The organism is Akkermansia sp. BCRC 18949, assembly GCF_045011645.1.
Lineage (GTDB): Bacteria > Verrucomicrobiota > Verrucomicrobiia > Verrucomicrobiales > Akkermansiaceae > Akkermansia > Akkermansia massiliensis.
In genome coordinates, this window is record NZ_CP123619.1 from 1,048,642 (window position 1) to 1,071,264 (window position 22,623).

Below are 22,623 nucleotides of genomic sequence, written 5' to 3' on the forward strand. Positions count from 1 at the left end.
GCCCGGAGAGGGAGTTGAAGAGCGGAACCGCCCGGTTTATTTTTTCCCGCCGATGGGCATGATGTGGATTTTCTTTTCCGCCATGCCCGGAACCACGATCATGGAGTCATACAGGATAAAGTCCGCCGCGCCTTCAATGGGACCGGTGGCTACCGGCGCGGAACGCCCCGTTTTCAGGTCCAGCCTGCGGATGGCTTCCGGTTTTTTGTCCTTGGACCAGTCGCTGTAGTAAAGGGCGTTGTCACGGTACACCAGGCCGTCGTATTGCCCCCGTTCCTTGGAGAGTTCCGTGACTTCCCGGGAGACGGGGTTGATGGAGAGCAGGCGGCCGCTGGGCTTGCCTTTTTCATCCGTGGCGTATTCGCAGAGGTAGATGACTTTTCTTTCCGGGTCCCAGGCCAGGCCGTTCGGCTTGTAGATGGGCTGCTTGGTGACCAGCTCCCCGTAGGAACTGGTGTTCGTGTCCACGTAGAAAATCTGGTCGGTATCCGTGGAGGAGACCATGAGCCTGCCGTTGATGAACGCCAGGTCGTTGAGGAATTTCATGCGGGAGGGGGACAGGTCCACATACCCCTCAATGGTGCCGGTTTTGGCGTCTATCTTGTAGACCATGTCCACATCCGTGCAGTACAGGAAGCCGTCCTGGTACAGGAGCCCCTTGGGAGCGTCCAGGGTGTCCACGTCCGTGATCTTTTTAGGTTCCGTGGAGCCGTGCGGGATAACGCCCAGGTAGCCGTCCTTGTCCTTTTCCGTGGGCGCCAGTTTGGCGCCGATGCAGGTGAAGTAGATGTTGCCCTCCGCGTCCGCAGCCACGCTTTCCGGGTGGCCGTCAATGGCAATGGTGGCTTTTTCCAGCGGAGGCAGCGGTTTGGCCGGCTCCGGCTGTTTTTTGGTTGGAGGAGCTGCCAGCGCGCTGCACGCCAGGCAGAGAAGGAGTAGTGTTGCTTTCATGGGGTTGTACGGTGTAAAAGGCTTGGAATTTATGGCACGGAAGCAGGAGAAAAGCAAGCCGTAGGAGCTGTCCTGCGGACGCCGTGCGGAGGTGCGCCCCGTTCGCGCATGCGTACCGGGGCGCACCGGGTCAGATGGTTCCTGCGTCCAGATTGTTGGGCTGGGGCATGTTTTCCATGCGGATGGAGCGGTTGACCGCGTTCAGGTAGGCCCGGGCGGAGGCTTCAATGACGTCCGTGGAGGCTCCCTTGCCCACGATGGGCTTGGGCTGGCCGAAGTCCACGTGCACCGTGACTTCCCCCAGGGCGTCCTTCCCTTCGGAGGCGGCGTTGACGCTGTAGCCTTTCAGCGTGCCTTTGCGCTTGGTGATGCGTTCAATGGCCTTGATGACGGCGTCCACCGCTCCGTTGCCCGTGGAGCTGTCTTCAAATTTTTTGCCTTCCTTGAGCAGTCCTACCGTAGCCGTGGGCCGGGCGTGGCTGCCTGCCACGAATTGCAGGAAGTCCAGCTCCCACAGGCCGGAGGAGGCGTGCAGGGAGTCGTCCACAATAGCGGACAGGTCATCGTCATAAACGAATTTCTTGGAGTCTCCCACTTTCTTGAAGCGCTCAAAGACGGCGTTTACTTCCTCTTCCGTGAGCACATGCCCCAGTTGTTCCAGCCTGGCCTTGACGGCGGCGCGGCCGGAGTGCTTGGTGAGCGGGAGTTCCGTGGCTCCCCACCCGACCGCTTGCGGATCCATGACTTCATAGGTTTCCCGGCAGTTGAGAATGCCGTGCTGGTGGATGCCGGAGGAGTGGGCGAAGGCGTTTTCCCCCACAATGGCCTTGGAACGCTGCACCTGCATGCCGCTCATGCGGGCCACAATGCGGGAGGTGCGGACGATTTCACGCGTGTTGATGTTGTCCGTGACGTCCCCAAATTGCCCGGCGCGGGTGCGCAGGGCCATGATGACTTCTTCCAGGGCCACGTTCCCGGCGCGTTCGCCAATGCCGTTGATGGTGCCTTCCACCTGCCGGGCTCCGGCGCGGACGGCGGCCAGGGAGTTGGCTACGGCCAGGCCCAGGTCGTTGTGGCAGTGGACGGAGATGACGGCTTTGCCGATGTTCGGCACGTTTTCCTTGAGGTGGCGGATGATGCGGTAGAATTCGTCCGGCGTGGTGTAGCCCACGGTGTCCGGAATGTTGACGGTGGTGGCTCCGGCGTCAATGACGGTTTCCACCACCTTGGTCAGAAAGTCCAGGTCCGTGCGGGAGGCGTCTTCCGGGGAGAATTCCACGTCCTGCACGAATTGCCTGGCGTAGGAGACGCCTTCCGCGGCCATGCGCAGGATTTCCGTTTCCGCCTTTTTCAGCTTGAACTGCATGTGCAGCTTGCTAGTGGCCAGAAAGATGTGGATGCGGGCGCGGTCCCCGGCGGGTTCCAGGGCCCTGGCGGCTGATTCAATGTCCGCCTTCACGCAGCGGGCCAGTCCGGCGATGCGGCATTTTTTGATTTCACTGGCGATGGTATGCACGGCTTCAAAATCGCCGTCGGAAATGCAGGGGAAGCCGGCTTCGATCACGTCCATGCCCAGCCGTTCCATTTGACGCGCCACTTCCAGCTTTTCGCGTAGGTTCATGGATGCTCCGGGGCATTGTTCTCCATCGCGCAGGGTAGTGTCAAAAAAGTATATTTGGTCGGACATGGGTTGATGATATTAAGTCCCGGTATAATAATGTTTTGCTCCGGCAACGCAAGCCCTACGCGCTGCATGCCCTCACGGAGGGGGGAATGAACAGGGCGTAAGGCCGCTGCGGGTGAAGAATGACGGAACCGTTCTTTGCCTGAAAATGGAAAAGCTGTAGGATGAGAGGGTGAAAATCAGATTTTACCTGAATGACCAGGCGGAACGCATCATGGCCCTGTGGAGTGAAAGCCGCGGGGAGTACCTGGTGGCGGATTCCGTGTTTGCGGAGGTGGATGCCTGCATTTGCGGGGAAACGGATTCCAGCGGAGAGGAGATGAAGCGCATCGCTGCGTTTCTGGATAATCCAGCCGCCAAGGCTGTAAATCCTGACTGGATGATTGATACCGCGCTGCCCTGTTCCCCCTCCAAGCTGGTGTGCCTGGGAAAGAGCTATGCGGACCACGCTAAGGAGTTTGACGGCGATCCTGTGCAGGAGCCCGCTATTTTCCTGAAGTCCCCTTCCGCCATCACCTCTTGCAGTGACGTCGTTTTATATCCCCCCGGCTGCGACAAGCTGGATTATGAGATTGAACTGGCCGTAGTGATTAAGAATGTGCTGAAGAACGCTTCCCCGGAGGAGGCCGCGCGGGCCATCAGCGGCTATACCCTGATGTGCGATTATTCGGAAAGGGCCAACCAGCTGGAACATGGCGGCCAGTGGACCAAGGGGAAGAGCTACGACAGCTTTGCCCCGATGGGCCCCACTTTTATTTCCGCGGAGGAACTGGGGGACGGCTCCGGTATTCCGCTTGAATTGAAGGTGAACGGGGAAGTTCGCCAGCAGGGCAATACGGACGGCCTGATCTGGCCCGTTCCTCGCCTGATTGCCTATATTTCCCGTTTCATGACCCTGTGGCCGGGAGACGTGGTTTCCACCGGCACTCCGGGAGGCGTGGGCATGGGAATGAATCCTCCGGGTTATTTGAAGCCCGGGGACGTGGTGGAGTGGGGAAGCCCCGCTTTCGGCTATGCCTCCCAGGCTGTGGTGATTGATGACGAGGAGTAGGCCGGACGTTCAAGCCTTTCAGGAAGTGGAGAAGGGAAAGGCTTCTCCGCGCGTGGACTGTGTTTTCTCCTGTCGCCGGAGCATCGTTTTTCCGGAGGACGGCCCCGCCGGTGTGGAGTGGGCAGCAAATACTGGCGGCATCCGGAAGAAAGGCATTGTTTTCTCTTGATTCCTCCGCCATGGTTTAGTGAAGTGGATGCGTGAAAAACGTGGTTCTGTACGTGGTGATGGTGACCGGGCTGACGGCCCTCTTCGTCTGGCTGAAGGGGAGGAATACGGAACGTGCTCCGGCTTCCTCCGCCATGGTGGTGTCTCCGGAGGATGACGCCGCGCACGATGTCGTGCTGGTGGATGTCCGTACCCCGGAGGAATACCGCGCGGGCCACAAGGAGGGAGCCTTGAATATTCCGGTGGATGAGGTGGAGCAGCTGGCTCCTCAACTGCTTCCGGACAAGAATGCCGTAATTCTGTTATATTGCCGGACGGGCAAGAGGGCGGACAAGGCGATGGAAACCCTCAGGAAAATGGGGTATTCCCATTTGGAGAACCTGCACCGGTTTGAGATGTAGCCCTCGGCCCGTTTTGCCGGTGCGCGGAGCCCGGAATGCGTACGGCCATGCCGGTTCCGGTTTGCGGAGCATTGTTTGATGTAAAAAGCACAGGCCATGAAATCCATCCATGCCTGTCCTGTAAATAAATCAAGCTCCGGACGCCCTGTAGAAGAACGGCCGGAGCTTGATGAAAATGAGGCAGGGTTTATGCCCGTTTGCGGCGCATCAGCAGAGCGCCCAGGCCCAGCAGTCCGAGGCTGGCCGTGGCCGGTTCCGGAACGGAGGCCAGCGCCAGGGCATTGATGCTGCCGCTTCCGCCCTGGGACTGGATATTGAGCTGGGTTCCGTCGGCAGCCACGTCGAATGTATAGGTCACCACCATCCAGTCTCCGGTATGCGTGTTGCCCGTGACGGTGGCGCCGTTCAGCGTAGCGCCGGACCCGGTGGAGTAGTCGTCCAGGCTGGCGGAAATGTTAGAGATTCCGGTGCCGTCAAGGCTGAAGGAAGAAGTGTTGCCCGCACCGTAGTTGTTTCCGCGTCCCACCAGCATGGTCAGCGTGTAAGTGCCGGCGGACAGGTTGTTCAGGGACATCGTGAAGTTGCCGTTGGCACTGTTTCCATTGATGACGCCGCCCATCGGGTTGCCGGTGGTCATATCCTGGCCGAAAACATCGTAAAACTTGTTGCCCTGGCCCAGGGCGGAGTCTTTGGCGGAACCATCCGTCAGAACGCCTCCGCTCCCGCAGCAGACGCCGCCGGTCGTCAGGGTGATGCCGGTAGCGTCCCCTCCGCTGGTTACCAGTGTTCCGGAAGTGTAGGAAGAGGAGCTGCCCGTGGAGATTTTGTTCACTTGTTGTCCGGATTCCCCCAGATACGTGCCGTCCACAACGGAGGTGCCATTGCCCGAATTGATCCCGAACGAAATCAGAACGGTGGAGGCTTCAGCCGCAACCGCCGCTGCCGCCATGGTTGCCAGAATGAATAATGTCTTCTTCATGCTATCAATGAGATACGTGATTGGAAATGATAGAACACCCTTCCTAGAAGTAGATAAATAGCGAATTTATAATCCGTTATGAATTAAAATCGAATGAGGGGAATACACCCTGTGCCCATCTTCAATTCCGGAACGGCCATTCCATGGAAAAAATGGAAAATATTTGACCGCGTCAGCAGAGCCGCAGGCCGCTGCGGCATTTGAATAGGAACTTGAGCGTCAGCGAACTTTACTTCTTAAAAGCAAGTACTTCCTGGCGGATGTATAAATTCCGGTTGCAGCAACGGCATGCGGTGCTCCTGCACGGTTGTGCCAATCAAAACAACCTTTCCTTCCGGAAAAAGTTTAAGTAATGAAACGACCGTTTAACACAAGTGACTTGCTTTTAGAACTGAAGCTTGACTCCGGATTATAAATCCGTGACGTTTAAAAATCAAAATCAAGATTTATTCAATAAGTAAAAAGGCTTTTATCCCAGCCCTGGAAAGTGCTGTTCCACCGTTGCCGGATGAGACTGTTTTTTCCCGGCAATTCTGGACAATGCCGCCCGGGCAGGAACCGTTCCTCTCCCTTTCCTGACGGCAAGCCCATAGAAGGGAGCGGGATGAAGATTCCTCCCGTTCCGGCGGGACGGCATTTCCTTCAAAGAAGAAAACCCCCCGCATGGAGTCATGCGGAGGGTTCCTGTTTAATTGTTGTCCGTAAGGTTATTCCGCCTTCGGCTTGCGGGGAGTCCTTTTACGGGGAGTTTTGGTTTTCGGAGCCGCCTTGTCCTTGACGTGCAGGAAGGTGAGCGTTTCCGTTCCGTCCGTTTCCACGGCTTCAATCTTGTCGCCGGGTTTCACGTCTCCCCTCAGCAGGGATTCCGCCAGGGGGTCTTCCAGCAGCCGTTCGATGGCGCGGCGCATCGGGCGCGCGCCGTACTGCGGATCGTAGCCGTTTTTGATGATCAGGCTCAGGGCTTCCGGGCTCAGGGCCAGCGTGATGTTCTTGGTCTTGAGGCGGGAGATGAGCTTGTCCGCTTCCAGCTGTACGATGCGTTCCAGGTCGTCCCGTTCCAGCATGCGGAAAACGGAGATGTCATCAAAGCGGTTCAGGAATTCCGGGCGGAATTGCTTGCGCGCCGCTTCCAGAATCTTTTCCTTCATGGCGGCGTAGTCCGCATTGTCGGCAGACATGGCGCCGAAGCCCATGGCGCTCTGCCGCTTGGCGGAGGCGGCCCCCACGTTGGAGGTCAGGATGATGATGGTGTTGCGGAAGTTGATCTTGCGTCCCAGGGAGTCCGTCACGCTGCCTTCCTCCAGAATCTGGAGAAGCAGGTTCATGACGTCCGGGTGGGCCTTTTCCACTTCGTCAAAGAGGATAACGGAGTAGGGCCTGCGCCGGACGGCTTCCGTGAGCTGGCCGCCTTCGTCATGGCCTACGTAGCCGGGAGGCGAGCCGATGAGGCGGGACGTGGTGTGTTTTTCCATGTACTCGCTCATGTCCACCTGGATCAGGGCGTCCGCGGTGCCGAACATGATTTCCGCCAGGTTGCGGGCCAGGTAGGTTTTGCCCACCCCGGTGGGCCCCAGGAAGAGGAAGGAGCCGATCGGGCGGCGCGGGTCTTTGATGTCCGCGCGGCTGCGCCGCAGGGCGCGGGCGATGGCGGAGGCCGCCTCGTCCTGGCCGATGACCTTGCTTTTCAGTTCTTCCTCCATGCGCAGGAGCTTGGTGGTTTCCTTTTCCTCCATCCGGGCCAGCGGAATGCCGGTCCATTTGGCGAGCACGCTCATCACGTCTTCATCCGTTACGGGGACGTAGTTGGTCTCGTAGGAGTTGCGCCAGGTGTCCAGCATGTTCTGGAGTTCCGCCTTGGCCTGTTTTTCCTCGTCGCGGAGGCGGGCGGCTTCCTCAAAGAGCTGGCCGTCCACGGCCTTGTCCTTGCGTTCCTTGATTTCCTCAATGCGGACTTCCATCTCGCTGATGTGGTCTGGGCGGGTCATCTGGGAGACGCGCTTGCGCGCTCCCGCTTCATCCAGGATGTCAATGGCCTTGTCCGGCAGGAAGCGGCCCGTCAGATAGCGGTGGGAGAGCTTGGCTGCGGCTTCCACGGCCTCTTTCGTATAATGAACCTTGTGGTGTTCCTCATACTTGGGCTGGATGCCGGCCAGAATCTGGATGGTATCCTCCACGGAGGGTTCCCCCACCTGCACCTGCTGGAAGCGGCGTTCCAGGGCGGCGTCCTTCTCAATGTGTTTTCTGTATTCATTGAGCGTGGTGGCGCCTATGGCCTGGAGCTCCCCGCGGGAGAGGGCGGGCTTGATGATGTTGGAGGCGTCCATGGAGCCTTCCGCGGAGCCCGCGCCCACGATGGTGTGCAGCTCGTCAATGAAGAGGATGACGTTGCCTTCCCGGCGTATTTCATCCATCACGGCCTTGAGCCGTTCTTCAAACTGGCCGCGGTACTTGGTGCCCGCCACCATCAGAGCCAGGTCCAGGGAGATGACTCTCTTGCTGCGCAGGAGTTCCGGAACGTGGCCTTGGGCTATTTCCTGGGCCAGCCCTTCCACGATGGCGGTCTTGCCCACCCCGGCTTCACCGAGCAGGACGGGGTTGTTCTTGTTCCTGCGGCACAGGATCTGGATGACGCGCTCAATTTCGGAGGCACGGCCGATCACGGGGTCCAGCTTGCCGTCCCGGGCCAGCTGGGTCATGTCCCGGCCGAAGGCCTGGAGAGCGGGAGTCTTGGATTTCTGCTGCCGGGAGTAGGTGGGGGAGGAAGGTTCGTCCGTCGGGATGGCGGGGGATTCGTTTTCCTCCTCGTCGTCATCGTCGTCCGGGATGATGTTGTCTTCATCCGCGTCCATCTGGTATTTGGGCGTCAGTACGTCCAGCAGCTCGCGCCGCGCCTGTTCCAGATCCACGCCGAAGTGGCGCAGAATCTGGCCGGCCACGCCGTCGCCGTCCCGGATGAGGCCCAGGAGCAGGTGCTCCGTGCCCACATACGTGTGGTTGAGTTCCTGGGCTTCCCGGTTGGCCATCGCCAGGACCTTGCGGACTCTGGGGGTGTACGGGATGTTGCCCTCCGCCTGGGGCTCCGTGCCCCGGCCTATTTGTTCCTCCACCTGCCTGCGCACGGCGGTAAGCTCCACCCCCAGGTTTTCCAGGATGGTGACGGCTACGCCCTTGCCCAGCTTGAGCAGCCCGAGGAGCAGGTGTTCGGTCCCTATGTAATGATGATTGAAGCGGTCCGCTTCCCGGCGCGCATGCGCCAGCACTTGTTGCGCCCTAGGCGTAAAATTGTTCATGTATTGTAAAGAAGTTTTGTTGTTGCATCAGTTTCCGGAAAGTTCCTTCCGGATAATGTCCGCACGGATCTGGTCCCTGTCTTCGGGAGTTGTCTGGTCCGTAGTGGACAGGCGGGCCAGGTGGGCCGGCTGAATGTTCAGTATGGTTTTATTGACGTTTTTTAATGCCTGGTGGGAAAAGATGTCCAGGGATGCTCCCATCCGGAGGAAGGAGAGCAGCGCCAGCGCCTCCTGCGTGGATAGCAGGGTGGCGTTGGTCAGGAGGCCGTAGGCGCGGGAAACGCGGTCTTTTACCTGGAGCGAGGAAGCCTGGAGCAGCCGCCTGCGGGCGTTCCATTCCTGGTGGGCCAGGTCGGAGGTGAAGCGGGTCATGCGTTCCACGATCTGGTCCTCGCTGTCTCCCAGCGTGGTCTGGTTGGAAATCTGGAAGAGGTTGCCGGTGGCTTCCGTCCCTTCTCCGTACAGGCCGCGGACAGTGATGTTGAGCTGCACGGCCGCCTGGACGACCTGTTGCATCTGTTCGGAGATGACGAGGCCCGGCAGGTGCATCATCACGGAGGCCCTCATGCCCGTGCCCAGGTTGGTGGGGCAGGCGGTGAGGTAGCCCAGCCGCGTGTTGTAGGCGTACGGGAGCCTGGCTTCCAGTTCGGAGTCTATTTTGGAGATGGCTCCCCATGCTTTTTTAAGCTGGATGCCGGGCAGGATGTACTGAAGGCGCAGGTGGTCCTCCTCATTGAAGAGGATGCTGGCGTTCTGGCTGCGTGAGATGAGAACGGCGCAGCCTTCCGAGCGCGCGGCCAGTTCCCGGGAAATGAGGTGGCGTTCCACCAGCAGCTGTTTTTGCTGCTGGGTGAGTCCGGAGAGTTCCGCGTAATAGCCTCCCTTCATGACGGGGATTTGGCGCGCTTCACCGGAGGTGAGCTTCAGCGTTTCCTCCCTCTGCTGGCGCGTGGCCCAGCCGGGAAAAGGGGTGGCGGTCAGATTGCGTGCCAGGCGGATGCGGGAGGTGAGAACGATGTCGTGTTCATCCCGTGATTCCACCATCCATTTGGCGGGGTTGTTTAGTAAGTCGTCAAAGAGCATGTACGTTAATTGGTCGGCGTGCGCAATTGCTTGATTTGATCGCGGAGCTTGGCCGCGCGTTCATAATCCTCTCTTGCCACTGCCAGGGAAAGTTGTTGTTCCAGATCACTGATGGTATGGGTTTCCGTTTCGCGCTTTTCCGCCCGTTCGGGCGTTTTTCCGTGATGGTGGGAATCAGGCTGAATCTGGGTGAGAAGAGGGAGTATCTCTTCTTCAAAGACGTTGTAGCATTCACTGCAGCCCAGGCGTCCTACATTTTTGTAATCCTGAAGGGTGAAGGAGCAGATCGGGCAGCTTGTGAGCGGTAGGGACTGCAGGGCCGGAATGGGGGCGGCGGGGTCCGCCGCGCCTTCCTTGCCGAACTGGCCCTGAAGGTTCGGGAACAGTTTCTCCGCCAGATCAAAAGCGTCCGGGTCCAGCAGGCCCCGCTCCTGGGCGCATTTGGCGCAGAGGCAGAATTTGGTGGATTTCCCGTTGATGATCTGTGTCAGGAACACCGTTGCCGGTGCAGAGCATATCTCACATTTTTTCACAACCCGCATTATAATGGCGACCCCCACGGCGGACTAGTAGTCTGCGTGTCATGGATTGTCATGAAAACGGGCCTTGTTATTGTACGGAGGAAGAATTCTTTCTGCGCTGTTTTAGAAGCCCGCACCGTGATGAATACAAGTAGGCTGCGCAGAAGAAGGTTCCCAGCACCAGAATGATGGTTGCGCCCAGGTGCCAGCCCAGCGGAAAGGACAGGTAAAAGGCCAGCAGGGAGCCCAGTCCGCCGATGATTCCGCCGCCCCAGAAGAGGTGGGAAGGCTTGTTGGTGAGCATGTACACCGTGGCGGCCGGACCGACGAGAAGCCCCAGCGTCAGGAACGCCCCCACGGCCTGGAGGGAGGAGACGAGCACCAGGATGATGAGGGTGAAGATGCCGTAGCTGATGAGGCGGGAGGGAATGCCCAGCGTGGTGGCGATGTCCGGGTCAAAGAGGTAGATCAGGATGGGGCGGCGGAAGAGAAGCAGGATCAGGACGCTGACGGAACTGATGGCGAAGGCGATCCACAGGTCGGAGTCGGACAGGCTCATGATGGAGCCGAACAGCCAGTCGTCAATTTTCTGCTGCAGGCCCAGCCGCACCAGTACGATGAAACCCGCGGCGAAGGCCGTGGTGTGCAGGATGGACAGGGCGGTATCCTGGTTCAGCCGGGACGTGCGGGAGACGAATAAGGAACCCAGGCCCACCAGCAGGGCGGCCACCACGGCCCCCGTCAGGAGGCTCCAGCGGGTGAGGCCGAAGAGGAGCACCGCCACCGCTATGCCCGGCAACAGGGCGCAGGAGAGCGTGCCGATCTGGAGAGCCGATTTTTTCAGGATGACCAGCCCGCTGACGAAGCCGTTGGCAAAGCCGATCATGACGCATGCCAGCAGGGATCGCTGCGCGATGGGTTCGCGGAGGAATTGAAGAAAGTCGTCCATCATGAAACTTGGGTTTCCGGTTGAGGTTCCATTCCATACGTCTCCCGGATGCGTGAGGGAGCAAGCACTTCCCCCGGGGGGCCGAAGGCGACCAGCTCGCGGTTCATCAGCAGGATGGTGTCAAAAATGTCCGCCGCCGTGTTCAGGTCGTGATGGGAGGCGATGACCAGCCGTCCTTCCGCCGCCAGGGAATCCAGCAGCCGCCCCAGGGACTGGCAGGCCGGGGCGTCCAGCCCTGTGAAGGGTTCGTCCAGCAGCAGGACGTGGGCTTCCTGCGCCAGGGCGCGCGCCAGGAATGCCCGCTGCTGCTGTCCTCCGGAAAGTTCTGAAATCTGGCGGTCCGCCAGGGATTCCATGCCCAGCGCGTGAAGGGATTTTTCTACGATGTCCCGGTCATGGCGCCCGAATTTTTTCCACAGTCCCAGGGACGGATAGCGGCCCATTTCCACCAGCGCGCGGACGGTGATGGGAAAGGACCAGTCCACGTCGGAACGCTGGGGCAGGTAGGCGATTTCTCCCGGCGTATCGTGAAGAGGGCTGCCGTTCCACAGGATTTCCCCGGAATCGGGACGGAGCAGTCCGGCCAGGGCCTTGATCAGCGTGGATTTTCCCGCGCCGTTGGGGCCCATCAGGGCCAGCGTGTGGCCGCAGGTGATGGAAAAGCTGATGCCGTCCAGGGCAAGAAGGCTCCCGTAATACACGCTGAGGTTCCGCACTTCCAGCCGGTGGCGGTCCGGGTGGCTGGCATGCGCGCCCCAGCAGATGTGGTCCTGGGAGCAGTGGGGGGCTGGACTGTTTATTTCCATGAGAAGGAGTAGCTGTCGTTCAGGGAAGGGCCGAAGGACCAGCGGGTGGCGGAGGCGGACGGCCTGCCCTCCGGTTCCAGTTCCAGCGTAACGGGGGTGTCCGGCGTGCCTTCCGGCCAGCGGGCGGAAACGGTGAGCGTCACGGAGCCGTCTTCCAGCGGAAGGCCGCATTCCACTTCTTCATGCAGGCCGGGCGTCCCGGATTGCCAGAGGACACGGCCTCCATGGGAGATGGAAAGAAATTCCGGACGGTGGGCGCACCTGACCGTGATGACCGTGGGAACGTCCGCGGCCTGCGCCGCGGGGGCGGGGAGGTCCGCTTCCTGTGCTCCGGGGGTACCTGCCGTCATGTTATAAAGGAAGAACCCCAGCAGGATGACGACTCCCAGAGTAGGGAAAAACTGGCGCAGGGGTGTGCTGGTCATGGCCTGGGGGACGGGGAAAGGGCTTCCTTGATGATGCCGACGTTTTGCTTGAACATGGACTCGAACGTATGGCCGTCCGGAGCCAGCCCGTCGGTATTGATCGGCTTGGCAACGGGGATGTTCAGGGATTTGGCGATCTCCGTGAGGCTCTTGGGGTTGGAGGAATATTCCGGGAACAGGGCCTTTACCCCGGCTGCGCGCAGCTTCTTCAGCGTGGAGGCCAGTTGGGCGGAATTGCCTTCGTCTTCACGGCTCACCCCCTGGATGCTGATGCTGCGGAAGCCGAATTCCTTGCAGAAATGGTTCATGGCCGCGTGCCCCGTCACCAGGATGCGGTCCGCTTCCGGAATGTCCGCAAGCTCCTTCCTGGCCCAGGAGGAAAGCTGGTCCATTTTTCTGTTCCACCGGGCCAGTCCGGCCTTGTAATCCTGCTCATGGGCCGGGTCCATCCGCGTGAGCGCGGCGGCCAGGGCGCGGGCGGCGCGTTTCATATTGGCCGGGGTGTGCCACCAGTGGGGATCGTTGGGGCCGTGGGCGCAGCAGTCCCCGTCGTGCCCATGGTCATGGTCTGCGGTGTCCGCCGCCACGGGAACGTCCGGAATGGAGGCCCCCAGGTCCAGAATTTGCGCCCTGCCGCCCAGCGCGTCTTTCAACTTGGGAAGGTACGGCTCCAGATTCTTGCCGGAGGCCAGAACCAGGCGCGCCTGCCCTGCGGCGGCGATATCCTGCGGAGCGGGTTCAAAGCTGTGCAGGTTGCCGTTGGGGCGCAGCAGGTCCGCCACCTGCACGTGGCTGCCGCCGATGGCGCGGGCCATATCCCCCAGAATTGGGTGCAGGGCCGCGATTTTCAGGGCGGGGGCGTCCTGGGCCTGAAGAGTGCAGAACAGGCCCAGAAGACACAGAAAAGGAATCAGAATGCGCCGGAGCATGTTCCGCATTATGAACCGCCCTTCAAGTGATGCAATGGTCAAATTTGTCTTCCAAAGTGAGATGACGCTAACTTTTCGGGGCCTCTCCCTGGCTCTTCTTTTTGTTCCTCAGCTTCATGGTGAACTTCTGGTACAGGAAGGAGGAGATGAGCACGATGACGGCCAGCCCCACCAGGGCTCCCACGCGGTACAGTTGCCCGAGGCTGGAAATGTCATAACAGACGACTTTCAGCAGGGTGATGCCCAGCAGGGCGAGTCCCGCCATGCGCACCCTGGAAGACCTGATGTCAAACCCCGTGGCGATCAGGCCCAGGGCAAAGAGGCTCCAAGCAATGGAAATGGTGAGGTCCTGCGCCACGCTGCTCCCGAACTGGATCATCAGCGGACGGTCTCCCGGCGCGGCGAAGCCGCAGGATATTTCCGTATTCATCCAGATGAAAAGCAGGATGGCCCCGAAAATATTCAGGGCCGCGACAAGAACGCGGAGGCCGGAGCTGCGGCCCCCCGGCAGGCGTGGCGTCACTTTCTTCTGGACCCACCAGGCTCCGGCCATGCAGCAGAAAACCATGGTGGCGAACATCGTGCGCAGGGCCGGCATTCCGGCAGGGTCAAGTTGCACGAAGGCTTGCGACAGGCCGTTGCGGACGAACAGGAAGGCCAGCAGGAAAAATCCCGTCCAGGCCAGTCTGGGCAGGGGAAATTTGCCGCACAGTAGCAGAAGGGCCAGCCCTTCCAGGGACCAGGCTACGGTCAGGGGGGCGCCCGTCCATTGGAGGCCGATGGCCAGCGTCAGCATGCCGATGGCTGCTCCATAATAAAAGCAGAGGATGGCGGAACGCTTCAAAAGCGTTTCCTCCGGCAGCCGCCGCAGGGCCAGGGCCGCCAGCAGCGGAGGCGCCGCACAGGCAAGCGCGACGGTGGAATCCCATAAATGGGTGGCCTCCGGATGGTGGGCCGTTCCGAAGAGCCACCAGGAAAGGTAGAAGAGGGGGAATGCCAGGGCGGAGGCGCTCCAGGCCAGCAAGCCGCTGCGGAACCGCCGGACCAGCAGCAGGGGCAGCAGGAAGATCGCCAGGAAAATCACCGCGGAACCGGCAGGGTGGATGTCCTGATAGGACGCCGCAATCGTGTACCCGGCCGCCGCGGCCATCAGGGCCTGCCCTCTCCGGTGCCATACCGCCATTCCGCAGAACGTGGCCGCCGTCAGGAAAACGTAAAAGGGGGAAGGTGAAAGCGGGTGCATGACCAGCAGCCACGCGAGAGCCGCCGTGGCGAAGCAGGAAATCCTGACGCCGGGCTGAAGCTCCGCCAGGTAGGCCCCTCCGGAAGGCGTGCGTGCGGACAGCACCGCATAAGACGCCGGAATCATGAACAGGCAGAAAAGGCCCTGGAGCTGGGAGGATATCCAGAGGGCAGATTGCGAGGCTTCTTCCGCGGAAGACTGGTAAAAATAGAAAATGGTGAAAAGCCCCATGGGAAGAAAGCAGGACCAATACGTGCTTTTGGCGCGGGCCAGCGGGAGCAGGGCGATCATGGGGAGCATGCCCGCCAGCAGGAGAAGCAGGTGGGAGGAAGGGGAAAGGAACCGGAAGCTGCACTCCGCCTGAAGGCGGAATGCCGTCAGGCAGGTGACCGCAATGGCGCAGAAGGCCAGCAGGAAGGGGCCTCCCTTCCGGTCCGGTTCAGCCTGCCGTGTGCCGGCATAAAGGCCGTAGCCCCCGTACAGGAGCAGGGTGCAGATGGACAGGATGACGACGGCGAGAATATGGGAGGGGCCTCCGTATTCGTCAAACCAGCCCATCAGCAGGATGGTATAGGCAGCCAGTCCGGCTCCTCCGGCTCCTGTCCACCTGGTTGCGGCTACGACGGCGAGCAACCCGGCGTTCAGGATGGTCATGTACAGGAACAGGGAGGCCGTATGGTCCTGGCCGGTGGACAGGATGACCGGGGTCAGAAAACCGCCGATGATGCCCAGGAAGGCGATTACGCGGAACCGCAGGCGCACCGCCAGGATGAAGGCCGCCGCCGTGGTGGCCGCCAGCAGAACGGTCGCGATGGCCGTCGTGAAGAAGGGAAGCTCGTAAAACATGCGTCCGGCGCAGGTAGCCAGGTACAGGACCAGGATGCCCGTGGAGGTCAGCGTGCCGGAAAGGATGGGGTACTTCTTCCTCAGCCGCGACAGGCCGGCGCCCAGCAGGCCGGCGGCAGCCAGATACGTGAGGGTTACCCTCCATTCCGGAGAGATCAGATCATTGTCAATGCTGTACTTGACGAAGAACCCGGTTCCCAGAAACAGCACAAACCCTCCTATCCAGGAGAGCAGCTTGGCGCCGATGAAGTATTCCCAGGAAAAGGACGCGGGGCGCGACGGTGCGGGCCTGGCGTTCCGGACCGGCTGCAGGCTGTGCCGGGAGGGAAGGGCGCAGGCGGGTTCCCGTACCGGGGCGGCGGCAGGAAGCGTACGGATGGGCTGCACCGGACTTTCCACAGGGGGCGGAAGGCTCTTTCTGTTTTCCGCGGGGGGTCTCTGGGGGGAGGAACGGGAATTCAGACGTTCCTTTAATCCGGCGACTTCCGTTTCCAGAGTGCGGACTTTTTGTTCCAGAAAAACGACCTGGCAGGCCTTCACAAAGGTGAAGACCATTCCGGAAAGCAGGCCGAGGACCAGCAGAAGAATGAAAAATTCCATGGGGAGGGAAGGGGTAGGGAAAATGTATTCTACACCGGAAGAATGGGACTGCAAGACGCAAAAAGGTACATGGCCGCCTGTCCTGAAAGAGCCGCACGGAACCGTTGGCTGAGAGCCGTCCCGGCGGTGGATTTCATGCGGGGGGCGGAATGGGCCAAGGCGGCACAAGAAACGTTCGCGGGGAAGAGACCGGAAGGCGCGCCGCCTGGAAGCCCCCTTCCGCGCCTTTCCCGGGTTGACATATTGAGGAATGGGTGCGGACGGTTTTTTCTTGAGGTGGAAAGTGTTTTCTGATTCCATTATCGCGCATCATCATGAATGGTTTTCAACTTCTTCAATGTGGTTTGAGCGTGGCTGCCCTGCTGGGCGGCTCCGCCCTTGCGGCGTCACCTGCCGTGTACCCGGTTCCCCAGCAGTCCAAGCTCTCCTCCCAGACGGTTGCTTTCTCCGGAAAGCCTTCCGTGGTGATTCGCTCCGCCAAGACGGCGGCCAGCAAGCTGCTGAACGGCGTTCCGGAAAAATCCGGGGCCTACAAGCTGGTCGTCTCCCCGCAGGGCAAAGTGGCCATAGGCGCCCATGACGAGCGGGGCGCTTTTTACGCCATGCAGACGCTGCGGCAGCTCGGCACGAAGGCCGGCGGCGAAGGCGTGACCTTGCCCGTAGGGGAAATCACGGACTGGCCGGACATCGAATTCCGCGGAACGGTGGAAGGCTTCTACGGCACTCCATGGAGCCATGAAGCCCGTCTGAGCCAACTGCGCTTTTACGGCCAGAACAAGATGAACACATACATCTACGGGCCGAAGGACGATCCCTACCACTCCTCCCCCCACTGGCGGGACCCCTATCCCGCGGACCAGGCCGCTCAGATCAAGGAACTGGTGAAGGTGGCGAAGGAAAACCACGTGGACTTTGTCTGGGCCATCCACCCCGGCAAGGACATCAAGTGGACGGAAGAGGACATGAACAACGTCATCAAAAAATTTGAGATGATGTACAAGCTGGGCGTCCGGTCCTTTGCCGTGTTCTTTGACGACATCTTCGGCGAGGGAAAGAGGGGGGACATGCAGGCGCTCCTGCTCAACAAGATCAACAACGAATTCGTCAAGGTGAAAAAGGACGTCACCCCCCTGGTCATGTGTCCTACGGAGTACAACCGCGGCTGGGCGGACTCCAAGCCGGGAACCTACCTGGACATTCTGGGCGACCGTCTGGACCCCTCCATCCACGTCATGTGGACGGGGGACTCCGTCTGCCATGACATCACGCTGGAAGGCCAGCAATGGGTGAACAAGAGAATCAAGCGTCCCTCCTACGTCTGGTGGAACTTCCCCGTAACGGACTACTGCCGCTCCAACCTGTGCATGGGCCGCGTGTACGGCGTTGCCACGGAACCGGGCGCGAAGGAATCCATGGGCGGCTTCGTCTCCAACCCCATGGACAAGCCGGAGGCGTCCAAGGTTTCCCTCTTCGGCCTTGCGGACTACACCTGGAACATCAACGGCTTTAAATCGGAGGAAGCCTGGAAGGAAGGCGTCAAGCGCCTGTTCCCGCAGGCGGCGGAAGCCATGCAGGTCTTTGTGAACCACAACTCCGACCAGGGCCCCAACGGCCACGGCTACCGTCGTGAGGAATCCGTGGAAATAGAACCCGTGGTCAAGCGCGTACTGGAAGCCGCGCGGGAAGGCAGGATCGTGAAGGCGGATGCGGCCCTGCTCAAGAAGGAATTCGCACGCATGGCCGCCGCCGCGCCCGTTATCCGGGCCAAGGCGGACAACCCCCGGCTGATGAAGGAAATCGGCGCCTGGGTGGACGCCTTTGAACAACTGGGCCGCGCCGGGCAATATGCCGTAGCGGCGCTGGAGGAAAACAACACCAGGGACGCCGTGACTCAACTGGTGCAGGCCACGCAGGCGCTGGCGGCCATGGACGGCATCTCCCGCCGCCACAACCAGGAAGGCCAGCTATACCGTTCCGTGGTGAAGACCGGTTCCCGCGTGATGACCCCCGCCGTCAATGAACTGACGGACATCGTCTCCAAAAAGGTCTTCCCTTCTATTGCGGGCACTCCCGCTCTTTCCCCCAAGCCCCTGGTCAAGGGCGGCAGCATGGAGAAGGCGGAACTCTTCTGTGACGGGGACCGCGGCTCCTTCTGGCACTCCGGCGCCTACGGGCAGCCGGGAGACTGGTATGGCGTGGACTACGGCATGCAGATTCCCGTGCGGAGCGTGGAAGTGCTCATGGGCCGCAATGACAAGGACGGCGACTACGTAGCCAGGGGGCAGCTTGAAGGTTCCCGGGACATGAAAACATGGAAACCGCTGGGACCGGAAACCTCCGGCATGCAAGTGGTATGGCAGGCTCCCAAACCCGTCTCCCTCCGTGCCGTGCGCTACCGCGTCATTGAACCCAAGAAAACGGACAATGGCCGCGCCGTCTGGACCGCCGTTCGTGAAATAGCCGTCAACACGCCTCCTGCCGCCATGGCTGCCTCCAATGTGGCGGGGCTGGAAGGGGTTTCCGTGCAGAAATCCGACAAAATCGTGCGCATCAACCGCGTGATGGAAACGCATAAGATGAAGCCCGGAGAATTCATCTCCCTGCAACTGGAAGGCCCCACGGACGCCACCTGGCTGGAAATCAACCTGGAACGGGATGACGTCAACTCCTGGGCTGAGGTTGAGCTGGACGTGGAAGGCTCCGCCAAGCCCGTGGTGCAGAAGCTGGACAAGCAGGGCAAAAACTTCATTGCCAGGGCAAACCAGCTCCCCAAGGGAATCAAGGGTATGAAACTGGTCAACAAAAGCGGCAAGGAACAGGACATCATCCTGAGCATGTTCAAATTTGACGTTCCCCCGTCGGACCCCGGCACCAGCCTGGTCTCCCTGACTGACAGGAACCTGAAAACGGTTTACCGCGCCGACAAGCCGCTGGACGTGATCGTCCCCAATCTGGACAACCCCAAGGCTGCCAAGGTAGTCGTGGTAGGGTCCGCCGCCTTCGCCATCCAGGCGCGCCGCGGCGAGGGATCCTGGACGCCGGTGGGCAAGCGGAACGCCGGACCCGGAGCTTCCGAGTTTGCCATTCCGGCCGGGACCACTGCCGTGCGCCTGACCTACAAGGCCCCCCAGCCGGACGCGATCATCAATGAGGTGATCTTCTCCTCCCGGAAATAGTTGTTTCAGGCGCTGATGCCTGATGCTGCGGCTCCGTCCGGATTTTCCCCGGACGGAGCTTTTCTCTTTGAAAAGATGGAAATGCAGCGTGAAGGCCGTTTCCATGCATCATGGGGGAAGGAGGAACCCGCATTCCGGCGGGAACGGCGGCCATTCTCCCGGAAACAGGTTAGGCACCTTCTTCTTCCCGCTTTGGCAGCTTGTTGTGGAAACAACCTTGACCCTGTTGGATGCGGGGCTAAAATACTGCCATGACACCGGGCTTTCATTGGACTCTCCGCCCCTCCGTCAGGGAGGATGATCCGGTCTTGAAAGCGTTTCCCGCAGAACTGCCCCTGCTGGTCAAACAGCTTCTGCTGCAGCGCGGATTTACCGGAGGAGCGGAAACTGACCTCTTTCTGGAGCCCAGGCTCTCCCATCTGAGCGACCCTTTCCTGATGGGGGAAATGAGGGCCGCCGTGGACCGCATCTTCCAGGCGGTGGATGAAGGGGAAACCGTGTGCATTTACGGGGACTATGACGTGGACGGGGTCACCTCCGTGGCGCTTCTCCGGGCCATTCTGATGTCCTATGACCTGGACCCGCAATACTTCATTCCCGTGCGCTCGCGGGAAGGCTACGGGCTCAGTGAAGCGGGCATAGAACGCTGCCTCTGCGAATGTGCGGAAAAACCCAGCCTGCTCATTACGGTGGACTGCGGCACCTCCTCCGTAAAGGAAGTGGAGATGCTCAACAGCCTGGGAATAGACGTCATCATTCTGGACCACCATGAAGCGGGGCCGCTGGGCCGTCCGGACGCCGTGGCGGTGGTCAATGCCAAAATTGAGGAAAACAGCCCGTATACCTACCTGTGCAGCGCGGGCGTGGTCTTCAAGCTGGCGCACGCCCTGCTGAAGGACCGGAAGCTGAAAACCTTTGACCTGAAACTTTATCTGGACCTGGTGGCCGTGGCCACCGTGGCGGACATCGTCCCCCTGGTGGATGAAAACAGGATTCTGGTGCGCCACGGCCTGGGAAGGCTGGCGCACAGCCGCCATACGGGCCTGAAAACCCTGACGGAAATAGCGGGCATCCGCCCTTCCGACTCCGCCAACCACGCGGGCTTTCTGAATGCCGCGCATGTGGGCTTCAGGATAGGCCCCCGCATCAATGCCGCCGGGCGCATGGACTCCCCCATGGACGCCCTGGAACTTCTGCTGACCATGGACAACAGGCGCGCCGTGCAGCTTGCCCAGATGCTGGACTCCCACAACCGCAAGCGGCAGGAGGAAGAGGAGGCCATCCGTACGGATGCGGTGGAAATGCTCCACAACTCCTTTGACCCGGAACGGGACAACGTCATTGTGCTCGGTTCCCGCGCCTGGCATCCCGGCGTGGTGGGCATCGTAGCCTCCCAGCTCATGAGGCGGTATCACAAGCCCACCTTCGTCATCGCCTTTGATGAGAGCGGCGTAGGGAAGGGGTCCGGCCGCTCCATTCCCGGCGTATCCCTGGTTCAGGCCATCCACCACTGTGCGGATACGCTGGTTTCCGGCGGCGGCCATGACATGGCGGCGGGCCTGGTGATTGAGGAAGCCCGCATGGACGACTTCCGCCGGGCCTTCAATCGGTACGTCTCTGAAACCACGACGGAGGAACAGCGCAGCCCCGTGCTCAACATAGACATGGAAGTCTCCTTCCAGGCGCTGACGCTGGACTTGCTGGACAGCTATGAAAAGCTGGAGCCCTTCGGCAACTCCAATCCCCAGCCTCTCTTCATGAGCTCCGACGTCTTCCCCACGGAGCCGCCCAAGCGCGTGGGAACCAACCACCTGAAGCTCTTCATGCGGCAGGGGATGGTGGAACGTGACGCCATCTTCTTCAACGGGGCGGAGCGTGAACTCCCCAATCCACCCTGGGACATCGCCTTTACGATTGACCGGAACGTGTACCGGGGCCGCGCCTCCCTGTCCATCTCCATTCAGGAAATACGTTCCCACCGGGAAATGTAGCTTCTCCTCAAGGGGGACGTGCACGGTTTTTTCTGCGGAAAAAGTCATGCATCCCGCCGTTCTTGACAAAACCGTGTCAAAAATGCATCGTCTGCCTTGTTCCCCCATTCAGGGCGGAGTTATGGTAAAAATAAGCAAGATGAACACCCTGTTCCTTCAAGGTCGTCTATTGCTGCTTCTCGGACGGTAGTCCGTGAAGATATCTTGATATGCGCCGGTGAGCCGTTCCGGCGCGAAGGAAGTAAACGGCTGGTCTTGATTTGCGCCAAAGGAATGATTCCATAACAGGAACGTTTTCCGTGCGCAGTTTCCGAAGGAACGAACCCTTAACATTTTTACTGTAATGAAAGAACACATACATATTTTTGATACGACGCTGAGAGACGGAGAACAGTGCCCCGGCGCGGCGATGACCGTGGAGCAGAAAATACAGGTTGCCATGCAGCTGGAAGCTCTGGGAGTGGACGTAATTGAGGCGGGCTTCCCCGTCATCTCGGACGGCGACTTCCACGCTGTCCGCACCGTGGCGGAACGCACGGAAAAAAGCCGCGTCTGCGGGCTGGCACGCTGTGTGGAGAAGGACATTATTGCCGCCCATGAGGCATTGAAGGCTGCCGGAGACCGGGAGCGCATCCATCTGGTGGTGGCTACGTCCCCCATCCACCGGAAATACAAGCTGGAAAAAAGCCGCGGGCAAATCAGGGAGATGGCCGTCAAGGCCGTCGCCATGGCTTCCGGATTATGCGGGGAAGTGCAGTTTTCCGCGGAGGACGCCTCCCGAACGGAGCCGGAATTCCTGGCGGAAATGGTGGAAGCCGTGATTGATGCGGGCGCCGCCGTCGTCAACATTCCGGATACGGTGGGTTACACGATGCCGGAGGAATACTACCGCCTGATTTCCTACCTGAAATCCAATGTTCCCAACGTGAGCCGCGCCAGGTTGTCCGTCCACTGCCATGACGACATGGGAATGGCCGTAGCCAATTCACTGGCTGCCATCCGTGCCGGGGCGCAGCAGGTGGAGGGCACCATCAACGGCATCGGTGAACGGGCTGGAAACACCGCTCTGGAGGAAGTCGTCATGGCGCTGCATTCTCGCCCGGATTTCTTTTCCGGCGCGGGGACCGGAATCCGGACGAAGGAACTGGTGAGGACCAGCCGCATGGTGGCCGCCATGAGCGGGTTGCCCGTCTCGCGCTCCAAGGCTGTGGTTGGGGCGAACGCCTTTGCCCACGGTTCCGGCATTCATCAGGACGGCGTTCTGAAAAACCGGAGCACTTATGAAATCATGGATCCGGAGGAAATTGGCTGGGGAGCTACGGAACTGCCCCTGACCAAGCATTCCGGGAGGCATGCCGTGAAAATGCGCCTGGATGCGCTGGGCTTCTCCGTTCCGGATACAGACATGCCGCGCCTGTTTGAACTGTTCAAGCAGCGTGGGGATCAGTGCAAGTTCGTGTATGACGACGACCTGGCCGCCATGGTGAACACCATTCATGCGTAAATCTCCGCCGTCCGGAAATTCTCCTC

At 60.4% G+C, this 22,623-nt stretch carries 16 protein-coding genes; 5 read left to right on the top strand and 11 right to left on the bottom strand.

Annotation, left to right across the window (positions count from 1 at the left end; translation table 11 throughout):
• Nucleotides 1–36: 36 nt before the first annotated feature.
• Nucleotides 37–951 carry an SMP-30/gluconolactonase/LRE family protein gene (locus P8A25_RS04385; protein WP_102752970.1) on the bottom strand — a complete coding sequence of 305 codons (915 nt, stop codon included), beginning with the start codon at nt 949–951 and terminating at the stop codon, nt 37–39.
• Between the two features lie 130 nt (nt 952–1,081).
• Nucleotides 1,082–2,638 (bottom strand): 2-isopropylmalate synthase, encoded by a 1,557-nt coding sequence (locus P8A25_RS04390; protein ID WP_215442735.1) that lies wholly within the window; start codon nt 2,636–2,638, stop codon nt 1,082–1,084.
• Between the two features lie 169 nt (nt 2,639–2,807).
• Here P8A25_RS04390 and P8A25_RS04395 point away from each other — a divergent pair, with 169 nt between their 5' ends.
• Together P8A25_RS04395 and P8A25_RS04400 are read left to right on the top strand one after the other, a co-directional pair.
• Entirely contained in the window at nt 2,808–3,686 is an 879-nt protein-coding gene (locus P8A25_RS04395; RefSeq protein WP_215442734.1) for a fumarylacetoacetate hydrolase family protein, read from the top strand.
• A gap of 200 nt (nt 3,687–3,886) precedes the next feature.
• Nucleotides 3,887–4,255, top strand: coding sequence for a rhodanese-like domain-containing protein (locus P8A25_RS04400; protein WP_215442733.1), 369 nt, complete (start codon nt 3,887–3,889; stop codon nt 4,253–4,255).
• Nucleotides 4,256–4,442: 187 nt separating this feature from the next.
• On the opposite strand, the gene P8A25_RS04405 is transcribed toward P8A25_RS04400, so the two are convergent.
• The 9 genes from P8A25_RS04405 to P8A25_RS04445 all read right to left on the bottom strand — a co-directional run bounded on the left by P8A25_RS04405 (nt 4,443) and on the right by P8A25_RS04445 (nt 15,926).
• Nucleotides 4,443–5,234: a PEP-CTERM sorting domain-containing protein gene (locus tag P8A25_RS04405; RefSeq protein WP_022397024.1), complete on the bottom strand. Its 792-nt coding sequence runs from the start codon at nt 5,232–5,234 to the stop codon at nt 4,443–4,445.
• A 707-nt stretch (nt 5,235–5,941) separates the two neighbouring features.
• Entirely contained in the window at nt 5,942–8,524 is a 2,583-nt protein-coding gene (locus P8A25_RS04410) for an ATP-dependent Clp protease ATP-binding subunit (RefSeq protein WP_215442732.1), read from the bottom strand.
• 27 nt (nt 8,525–8,551) lie between these two features.
• Entirely contained in the window at nt 8,552–9,607 is a 1,056-nt protein-coding gene (locus tag P8A25_RS04415) for a protein arginine kinase (RefSeq protein WP_102721370.1), read from the bottom strand.
• A 5-nt stretch (nt 9,608–9,612) separates the two neighbouring features.
• Complete coding sequence (locus P8A25_RS04420) at nt 9,613–10,104, bottom strand: UvrB/UvrC motif-containing protein (protein WP_102721371.1); 492 nt, start codon at nt 10,102–10,104, stop codon at nt 9,613–9,615.
• Nucleotides 10,105–10,216: 112 nt separating this feature from the next.
• Nucleotides 10,217–11,080, bottom strand: coding sequence for a metal ABC transporter permease (locus tag P8A25_RS04425; RefSeq protein ID WP_022397028.1), 864 nt, complete (start codon nt 11,078–11,080; stop codon nt 10,217–10,219).
• Nucleotides 11,077–11,883, bottom strand: a complete 807-nt coding sequence (locus P8A25_RS04430) for a metal ABC transporter ATP-binding protein (protein WP_251828041.1) — start codon at nt 11,881–11,883, stop codon at nt 11,077–11,079. The genes P8A25_RS04425 and P8A25_RS04430 overlap by 4 nt, the downstream gene beginning before the upstream one ends.
• Entirely contained in the window at nt 11,874–12,308 is a 435-nt protein-coding gene (locus P8A25_RS04435) for a hypothetical protein (protein ID WP_215442731.1), read from the bottom strand. The genes P8A25_RS04430 and P8A25_RS04435 overlap by 10 nt, the downstream gene beginning before the upstream one ends.
• Nucleotides 12,305–13,237, bottom strand: a complete 933-nt coding sequence (locus P8A25_RS04440; RefSeq protein ID WP_215442730.1) for a metal ABC transporter substrate-binding protein — start codon at nt 13,235–13,237, stop codon at nt 12,305–12,307. The genes P8A25_RS04435 and P8A25_RS04440 overlap by 4 nt, the downstream gene beginning before the upstream one ends.
• A gap of 67 nt (nt 13,238–13,304) precedes the next feature.
• Complete coding sequence (locus tag P8A25_RS04445) at nt 13,305–15,926, bottom strand: DUF2339 domain-containing protein (RefSeq protein WP_215442729.1); 2,622 nt, start codon at nt 15,924–15,926, stop codon at nt 13,305–13,307.
• Between the two features lie 314 nt (nt 15,927–16,240).
• On the opposite strand from P8A25_RS04445, the gene P8A25_RS04450 reads away from it, so the two are divergent.
• The 3 genes from P8A25_RS04450 to P8A25_RS04460 all read left to right on the top strand — a co-directional run bounded on the left by P8A25_RS04450 (nt 16,241) and on the right by P8A25_RS04460 (nt 22,597).
• On the top strand, nt 16,241–19,102 hold the full coding sequence (locus P8A25_RS04450; RefSeq protein ID WP_215442728.1) for a beta-N-acetylglucosaminidase domain-containing protein: 2,862 nt from the start codon (nt 16,241–16,243) through the stop codon (nt 19,100–19,102).
• Between the two features lie 251 nt (nt 19,103–19,353).
• Nucleotides 19,354–21,093 (top strand): single-stranded-DNA-specific exonuclease RecJ, encoded by a 1,740-nt coding sequence (recJ, locus tag P8A25_RS04455; RefSeq protein WP_022397034.1) that lies wholly within the window; start codon nt 19,354–19,356, stop codon nt 21,091–21,093.
• A gap of 343 nt (nt 21,094–21,436) precedes the next feature.
• A complete protein-coding gene (locus tag P8A25_RS04460; RefSeq protein ID WP_102728010.1) occupies nt 21,437–22,597 on the top strand; it encodes a 2-isopropylmalate synthase in 1,161 nt (386 codons plus the stop codon).
• Nucleotides 22,598–22,623: the final 26 nt, after the last annotated feature.

Coding starts and splice junctions, on each gene's coding strand:
- P8A25_RS04460 (WP_102728010.1), top strand. CDS start 21,437: ATGAAAGAACACATACATATTTTTGATACGACGCTGAGAGACGGAGAA.
- P8A25_RS04450 (WP_215442728.1), top strand. CDS start 16,241: ATGAATGGTTTTCAACTTCTTCAATGTGGTTTGAGCGTGGCTGCCCTG.
- P8A25_RS04425 (WP_022397028.1), bottom strand. CDS start 11,080: ATGATGGACGACTTTCTTCAATTCCTCCGCGAACCCATCGCGCAGCGA.
- P8A25_RS04435 (WP_215442731.1), bottom strand. CDS start 12,308: ATGACCAGCACACCCCTGCGCCAGTTTTTCCCTACTCTGGGAGTCGTC.
- P8A25_RS04390 (WP_215442735.1), bottom strand. CDS start 2,638: ATGTCCGACCAAATATACTTTTTTGACACTACCCTGCGCGATGGAGAA.
- P8A25_RS04430 (WP_251828041.1), bottom strand. CDS start 11,883: ATGGAAATAAACAGTCCAGCCCCCCACTGCTCCCAGGACCACATCTGC.
- P8A25_RS04385 (WP_102752970.1), bottom strand. CDS start 951: ATGAAAGCAACACTACTCCTTCTCTGCCTGGCGTGCAGCGCGCTGGCA.
- P8A25_RS04410 (WP_215442732.1), bottom strand. CDS start 8,524: ATGAACAATTTTACGCCTAGGGCGCAACAAGTGCTGGCGCATGCGCGC.
- P8A25_RS04405 (WP_022397024.1), bottom strand. CDS start 5,234: ATGAAGAAGACATTATTCATTCTGGCAACCATGGCGGCAGCGGCGGTT.
- P8A25_RS04415 (WP_102721370.1), bottom strand. CDS start 9,607: ATGCTCTTTGACGACTTACTAAACAACCCCGCCAAATGGATGGTGGAA.
- P8A25_RS04445 (WP_215442729.1), bottom strand. CDS start 15,926: ATGGAATTTTTCATTCTTCTGCTGGTCCTCGGCCTGCTTTCCGGAATG.
- recJ (WP_022397034.1), top strand. CDS start 19,354: ATGACACCGGGCTTTCATTGGACTCTCCGCCCCTCCGTCAGGGAGGAT.
- P8A25_RS04440 (WP_215442730.1), bottom strand. CDS start 13,237: ATGCTCCGGCGCATTCTGATTCCTTTTCTGTGTCTTCTGGGCCTGTTC.